The sequence below is a fragment of the Mycobacterium sp. TH-M82 genome (assembly GCF_057473605.1).
This window is the reverse complement of record NZ_JBYCKY010000298.1, coordinates 1-6,562: the sequence shown is the minus strand read 5'-3', so window position 1 is coordinate 6,562 and position 6,562 is coordinate 1. Positions and strand designations below refer to the sequence as shown.

General features: G+C 68.2%; 7 protein-coding genes. 3 read left to right on the top strand and 4 right to left on the bottom strand.

Features of this window, described 5'->3' with window-relative positions; genetic code table 11:
- Both tyrS and AC2VON_RS09400 read right to left on the bottom strand, forming a co-directional pair.
- A partial coding sequence (tyrS, locus tag AC2VON_RS09405) for a tyrosine--tRNA ligase (RefSeq protein WP_486952704.1) occupies positions 1-1,150 on the bottom strand: 1,150 nt, incomplete at its 3' end.
- 29 nt (positions 1,151-1,179) lie between these two features.
- Positions 1,180-1,797 (bottom strand): DNA-3-methyladenine glycosylase, encoded by a 618-nt coding sequence (locus tag AC2VON_RS09400; protein ID WP_486952703.1) that lies wholly within the window; start codon positions 1,795-1,797, stop codon positions 1,180-1,182.
- Positions 1,798-1,864: 67 nt separating this feature from the next.
- On the opposite strand from AC2VON_RS09400, the gene AC2VON_RS09395 reads away from it, so the two are divergent.
- From AC2VON_RS09395 to AC2VON_RS09385, 3 genes are read left to right on the top strand one after another with little or no spacing between them, the layout of a single operon-like run.
- Positions 1,865-2,632 (top strand): ABC transporter ATP-binding protein, encoded by a 768-nt coding sequence (locus tag AC2VON_RS09395; protein ID WP_486952702.1) that lies wholly within the window; start codon positions 1,865-1,867, stop codon positions 2,630-2,632.
- On the top strand, positions 2,566-3,384 hold the full coding sequence (locus tag AC2VON_RS09390; protein ID WP_486952701.1) for an ABC transporter permease: 819 nt from the start codon (positions 2,566-2,568) through the stop codon (positions 3,382-3,384). Before AC2VON_RS09395 ends, AC2VON_RS09390 begins: the two co-directional genes overlap by 67 nt.
- On the top strand, positions 3,384-4,004 hold the full coding sequence (locus AC2VON_RS09385; RefSeq protein ID WP_486952700.1) for a TetR/AcrR family transcriptional regulator: 621 nt from the start codon (positions 3,384-3,386) through the stop codon (positions 4,002-4,004). Before AC2VON_RS09390 ends, AC2VON_RS09385 begins: the two co-directional genes overlap by 1 nt.
- Here AC2VON_RS09385 and AC2VON_RS09380 read toward each other — a convergent pair.
- Both AC2VON_RS09380 and AC2VON_RS09375 read right to left on the bottom strand, forming a co-directional pair.
- The gene (locus tag AC2VON_RS09380) at positions 3,970-4,194 is read right to left on the bottom strand and encodes a Trm112 family protein (protein ID WP_486952699.1); all 225 of its coding nucleotides are present in this window, start codon (positions 4,192-4,194) and stop codon (positions 3,970-3,972) included. The two genes, AC2VON_RS09385 and AC2VON_RS09380, sit on opposite strands and share 35 nt — an antisense overlap.
- Positions 4,191-6,562: AMP-binding protein (locus tag AC2VON_RS09375; RefSeq protein WP_486952698.1), on the bottom strand; the 2,372-nt coding region annotated here is incomplete at its 5' end. The genes AC2VON_RS09380 and AC2VON_RS09375, both read right to left, overlap by 4 nt.

Below are 6,562 nucleotides of genomic sequence, written 5' to 3'. Positions count from 1 at the left end.
AAACCCCGCCCTCGCCCACCGTGCGCCGGGCCGCACCCTTGCTCGCCGACAGCCCGGTGGCCACCAGCAGGTCGACAATGCCGTCCGGTTCACCCGGGGCCAGTTCGGCGACCCGGGTCTCGCGCAGCGCCGCCGTCAGCGTCGCCTCGTCCAGTCGGGACAGCTCGCCGCGGCCAAACAGCGCCTGACTGGCCAGCTCAGCCGCCTCGGTGGCGGCCGCACCGTGGACCAGGGTGGTGAACTCCCGCGCCAGCCGCCGCTGCGCGGCACGCTCCTGCGGCCGCGATTTTGTGGCCTTCGCCAACTCATCCAGCTCGTCGGCGGATAAGAACGTGAACCAGCGCAGGTAGCGGATGACGTCGGCGTCGGCGGTATTGATGAAGTACTGATACCACGCGTAGGGACTGGTCATCTCGGGGTCGAGCCACAGGCTGCCTCCGCCGGTGGACTTGCCGAACTTGGTGCCGTCGCTGGCCGTCACCAGCGGCACCGTCAGCGCGTGGACGGTCGCGCCCAGCTTTTGGCGCACCAGCCGCACCCCGGCGATGATGTTGCCCCACTGGTCGGACCCGCCGATCTGCAGCGAGCAGCCGTACCGCCGGTACAGCTCCACGTAGTCGTTGGCCTGCAGCAGCAGGTAGCTGAACTCGGTGTAGGAGATTCCTTCGGTGTCCAGCCGGCGCCGGATGGTGTCACGGTCCAGCATCACGTTGACCGAGAAGTGCTTGCCGACGTCGCGCAGAAATTCCACCGCCGACAAGTCGCCGGTCCAGTCCAGATTGTTCACCATGATCGCGCCGGTCGGTGTGTCGTCGAAGTCGACGAAGCGTTGCAGCTGCCCACGGATCCGCTCGGTCCACTGCGCGACGGTGTCGGCAGCGTTCAACGTCCGCTCACCGGCGTCGCGGGGATCGCCGATCAGCCCGGTGGCCCCGCCGGCCAGCACGATGGGGCGGTGCCCGGCGCGCTGAAAGCGGCGCAGCGCCAGCAGCGGCACCAGGTGCCCGGCGTGCAGGCTGGGCGCGGTGGGGTCGAAGCCTGCGTAGACGGTGATCGGCCCGCGGCCGACCTCCGCGGCCAGCGCGTCCGGGTCGGTGGATTGGGCGATCAGCCCGCGCCAGCCCAGCTCGTCGAGAATTCCGGTGCCCATGGGTCTAGATCCTCCCGGATCGGCGCGGATCAGTCGCTTTGGCCCGGCGCCGGAGCGCGGGGGCTGCGTTTGTAGGCCGAGACTTCCCGGTACCCTGGCAGCCACAACCGCCACGGCCGGTCGGCGGCGTTGCTGACGCCGACCCGGGGGCCGGCGAGCCCTTCGGTCCGGTCAGCGGGCTCGCTGAGCTGCAATCGCACCGGGCTGTCCGGACCGAACAGGTCGATCCCGTTGTCGTCCATGGTGATTCCCAGTGCGCCACACAGATTCCCGGGCCCTCGTGCCAGCGCGGTGTCGGCCGCTGTGCCGCGCCGGGAGCGGGCCACCTCGATTCCGCCCTCGACCGCCCCGGATCGCAGCAGCACCGCGGCTGCCGTCCCATCCGGGCCGCAGACGACGTTCGCGCACACGTGGATTCCGTAACTGCGGTAGGTGTACAGATGTCCCGGCGGCCCGAACATCACCCGGTTGCGTCCGTTGGGACCGGGATAGGAGTGCGCCGCCTTATCCGGCCAGGGGCCGGCGGCGACGCCGCCGTACGCCTCGACCTCAACGATCCTGGCCCGCACCCCCCGGCCGGCGACCGTGGCGCCGAGCACCCGGTGGGCGGCGACCACCGGGTCGACTGCCAGCTGCTCAGCGTCCACTGGACAGATTCTGCCGGTAGGTGACCGGTCCTTGACAACCGGACACGCAGAACGCATATTTCATCACATGATGAGTTCATCGGTCGATGAATTGATGGGACGTGGTGCTGCCGGACCAGCGGTGGAGATCGATCACCTACGGGTGATTCGCGGTAAGCGCCCGGCCCTGCACAACTTGTCGGTGCGGATTGCCCGCGGCACCATCACCGGCCTGCTCGGCCCGTCCGGCTGTGGCAAGACCACCCTGATGCGCTGCATCGTCGGCACCCAGATCGTCACGTCGGGATCGGTGACGGTGCTGGGGAAACCGGCTGGAACGCCCCAGCTGCGCCGGCGGATCGGATACCTGCCGCAGAACCCGACCATCTACGACGATCTGCGGATCATCGACAACGTCGGTTATTTCGCATCCCTGTACGGGTTCGACAGCCACGCCGCCGACGCCGCCATCCAGCGGGTGGGCCTGACCGGCCAGCGCACCGCCTTCTGCGGCAACCTTTCCGGCGGCCAGCGCACCCGGGTGTCGCTGGCCTGCGCGTTGGTCTGTCAGCCCGATCTGCTGGTGCTGGATGAACCCACGGTGGGCCTGGACCCGGTGTTGCGGGCCGACCTCTGGGAGCAGTTTGACAACCTCGCCCGCGACGGGATCACCCTGCTGGTGTCCAGCCACGTGTTAGACGAGGCCGACCACTGCGGTGACCTGTTGTTGTTGCGCGACGGCCATCTGGTCGTCCACACCAGTCCGGCCCGACTAAGAGAGGACACCGGATGCCCGTCACTGGAAGACGCGTTTCTGTCCATGATCACCCGCAGCACCGCGCGCCGAGCCGGCTAGGACCACGCAGCTACACCGCCACCACGGCGCGGATCCTGCGGCAGTTGGCCGCCGATCACCGCAGCGTCGTGATGATCCTGTTGGTGCCCAGCCTGATCATCACGCTGATGTACTTCATGTTCGAGAACGTCCAACATCCGCCCAGCACCCCGTCGCCGTTCAACAATGCCTGCCTGATCCTGTTGGGTCTCTTCCCGCTGTTCTTGATGTTCATCATCACGTCGATCACCATGCAGCGCGAACGGGCGTCGGGAACGTTGGAGCGCATTCTGACCACCCCGCTGCGCCGCCTCGACCTGCTAGTCGCCTATGGGACCGCCTTCTCGATTGCGGCGGCGATGCAGGCCACCCTGGCATGCATCGTGTCGTTTTGGTTGCTGGGCTTCGACACCGCAGGTAACCCGATGTGGGTGTTTTTGATCGCGATAGTCAACGCCGTGCTGGGTGTCGGGCTCGGTCTGCTCTGTAGCGCGTTTGCCCGCACCGAGTTTCAGGCGGTGCAGTTCATCCCGGTGGTGATGGTCCCGCAGCTGCTGCTGTGCGGCATCATCGTCCCGCGGGAGTTGATGGCAACCTGGCTGCAATGGATCAGCAACGTGATACCTGCCAGCTATGCGCTGGAGGCTCTCCGCCAAGTGGGTGCGTGTCCGGAGCTGACGGGCATCGCGGTGCGCGACATCATCGTGGTGCTGGGCTTTGCGATCGCGGCACTCTGCCTGGCCGCGGCGACGTTGCGGCGGCGGACGCCGTAATGGTCCCCGCAGCGAACCGGCGACGACCCGGCCGCCCGGCGGGCGTCTCCGATACTCGGGAGCGCATCCTGGCCAGGGCTCGGGAACTGTTTGCTCGCAATGGGATTGACAACACATCGATCCGGGCGGTGGCTGCGGCCGCTGGCGTGGACTCGGCACTGGTGCACCACTATTTCGGCACCAAACAACAACTGTTCGCGGCCGCGATCGCCTTACCGGTTGACCCGATGACCATCATCGGGCCGCTGCGGGAAACCCCCATCGAGGAGCTCGGGCTGCGATTGCCCTCCCTGTTGCTGTCGTTGTGGGATTCCGAGCTGGGCGCGGGGCTGATCGCGACGCTGCGGTCGATCCTGGCCGGCGCCGACGTGAGCTTGGCGCGTACGTTTTTCCGCGAGGTCGTGGTCGTCGAGTTGGCCGCGCGAGTCGACAATCCGCCCGGGACCGGGATCATCCGGGCGGAGTTCGTCGCCACCCAGTTGGTCGGTGTGGTGATGGCCCGCTACATCCTGAAGTTGGAGCCGTTCGCATCGCTGCCGGCCGAACAGATCGCAAAAACGATTGCGCCCAATCTGCAGCGTTACCTCACCGGGGATCTGCCGGTCGCGCCCGCGCCATGAGCCGGGTGTGCTCGTCGTCGTCGACGTCGCGAGCCTCATCGACCAGCAACAGTGGGATGCCGTCTTCGAAGCGGTACGCCCGGCGCAGGCGCGGGTTGTAGAGCAGGTCCCCGTCGGCCTGCTCGATCAAAAGCAACCGACCCCGGTCCGCCGGACACGCCAGGATATTCAACAAGGTTTCGTCGATCACGAGGGCTCCCCGGTCAGCTGGGTGCGCGCCGCGGCGGTCAGCCGCTTGAACTGTCCACTGCCGGTGTCGAAATACCAGGCGTGTCCGCCGGGCTTCGGGATTCCGGCATCGCGCAGAGCGCCGATCGTCGGGCGGTACGCCGCGCTGAGCGTCAGTTGGCCCACCACGTGCACGACATCCGGCCCCAGCCCGACGGGCATATTCGCCACCGCCTCGCTCACGTCGGCAGCGGTGATCGTCGCACCCGGCCGTAGCGTCACCGCCGAGACCACCACCTGCCCATCGCCCCCGTGGCCCACCGGCACCCCGTATGTCACCACCAGGTCGACACCGGTGACCAGACCCAGCGCATCGGTGATCGGCACTGCGTGGACGATACCGCGGGCGGTGTGCAGCGCAGCGGCACGCCCGCCGATCAGCCAGTAGTCGCCGTCGCCGTCGCGCCGGAACAGATACTCGGTGGACACCCAGGTGTCAGCCGGGGCGAAAACCCCGCGTTTCACCGACGCGGCCGGGTCCACCGGCCCGCGGGGCCTGGCGAGCAGCACCCCGACCTCGTTGGCCGCGGCGATCTGCACGAAGCCGTCGTCGTCTTCCAGGATCAGGTCGTGCTCAGGGTCGTAGCCGGCGAGCTCGACGTCACCGGCGCCCGGAAGCGGGCGGCCCTTGCTACCCACCTTGGCCCCGGACACGTTGGCCAGCACCGCCTGACCATCGGTGGTGGCGAAGAATTCGACGACGTGGGCCGGGGCGAACGCATCCGTCACCCGGCGCCACAGGCCGGTCGGCATCCCCGAACCGATGAACAGCCGCACCGGGTGATTGCCGTGCAGCACGAGCTCGGGATCGTCGATGACCTCGCGAAGCATCGCCCAGATGTAGGTCACCACGGTCACGCCGTACTGGCGCACCTCGGCGACGAACCGGTCCGGCTGCAGGCCGCGGGACAGCGCGATCCGGGTACCGCCGACCACCGCGGCCCCCAGGCTGACCAGCAGGCCGGACTCGTGGTGCAGCGGGGTGAGGCAGTACACGGTGTCGCCGCGGCCGAGTGCGGCCGCCGACGCGGTGCCGAACGCCGACAGCGCCCAGCGGTAGTTGGTGATCTGCTTGGCGACCAGCTTGCCGGCGACCGTGCTGAATGCGATGAAAGCCAGATCACGGGCGTATCCCGGGTTCGGCCGATACCAGCCGGGCAGTTCGACAGCGTCCGGGTCGATCTTTTCCATGTCGATGACGTCGGAGTCTCGGGGAAGGCGCAGGTCGCGCGACTCGCCGCCGCCGAGCACCAGAACCTGGCACGGCGATTGGCGCGCTGCGTCAAGCGCGTTGTCGAGGTTGACGGGGTCGGTGATGATCTCAGCCACCCCACCGATCCGGGTGGCCGCGACCAAGTCCGCGTCGGGCGGCATCAACACGGCGACCGCGCCCAGCCGGGACAGCGCGGCGATGGCGACCAGGGCACTGGGCCGGGTCTCCATCAGCACACCGACGTGAACGCCTTGGCGCACCCCGACTCCGATCAGGCCCCGGACGACGTTGTCGATCCGCCGGTCGACGGCCTGGTAGGTGTGCACCCGCCCGTCGAACAGCAGAAACTCCCCGTTCGGCGCGGCATCGGCCTGTTCGCCGATGATCCGGCCCAGTGAGATCCGGGTGTGGTCGTTGATCTGGCCCAGCCGGGCCAGCCGCGGCAACGTCCGGGCTGTTTCGACCGCCAGGGTGCGCACCGATTTGTTCGCCGTGACGATGGCGTCGGCGGCGCCGCGGGCCAGGGTGAGCGCCATCTCGGAGGCCTCCCCTAAGCCGTGCGCGATCCGGGAGCTGATCGCTACGCCGGTGTCGGTGTGCTCAGCCGGCTGGTCGGCCATCGGCACCACGCCCGCCGGCAAATCACCCTGACCGGACAGCCAGAGCACCCACTCGGCGACCGTCGGCCAGGTCAGCTCGGCCGCTTTGGATCCGACGACTAGGCCGAAGTGCCCCGCTCTCAGCAGGTACTCGTACACGTCGGCATTGGGTGCCGCGTGCCGGATGCCGCGCACCGCCGCGGGCTGCCCGATGTCGTCGACCTCACCGACGAAAGCCAGCACCGGACAGGTGATGTCGGTCAGCGTCACCAGTTGCCCGCGGATGGCGAAACCGCCTGTCATCATCCTGTTGTGCGCGATGACCTGCTTGAGCAGCTCGGAGATCGCCGGGCCCGACCACGCGATCCAGCCTTCGGACCCCAGAAACCGGCGCTGCGCTTCGCGCGGCAACAGGGCCTCACGGTCGTGCAGCTGGCGCAGGAAGTCTATCCGGGCTTTCGCGCTTTTCAGCGGATCCATCAGCTGGAATCCGGTGCGGGCCAGCCAACTCGGTATGT

Excerpts from the sequence above, each read along its gene's own strand:
- AC2VON_RS09395 (WP_486952702.1), top strand. The coding sequence starts at position 1,865 with ATGATGAGTTCATCGGTCGATGAATTGATGGGACGTGGTGCTGCCGGA.
- AC2VON_RS09390 (WP_486952701.1), top strand. The coding sequence starts at position 2,566 with ATGCCCGTCACTGGAAGACGCGTTTCTGTCCATGATCACCCGCAGCAC.
- AC2VON_RS09385 (WP_486952700.1), top strand. The coding sequence starts at position 3,384 with ATGGTCCCCGCAGCGAACCGGCGACGACCCGGCCGCCCGGCGGGCGTC.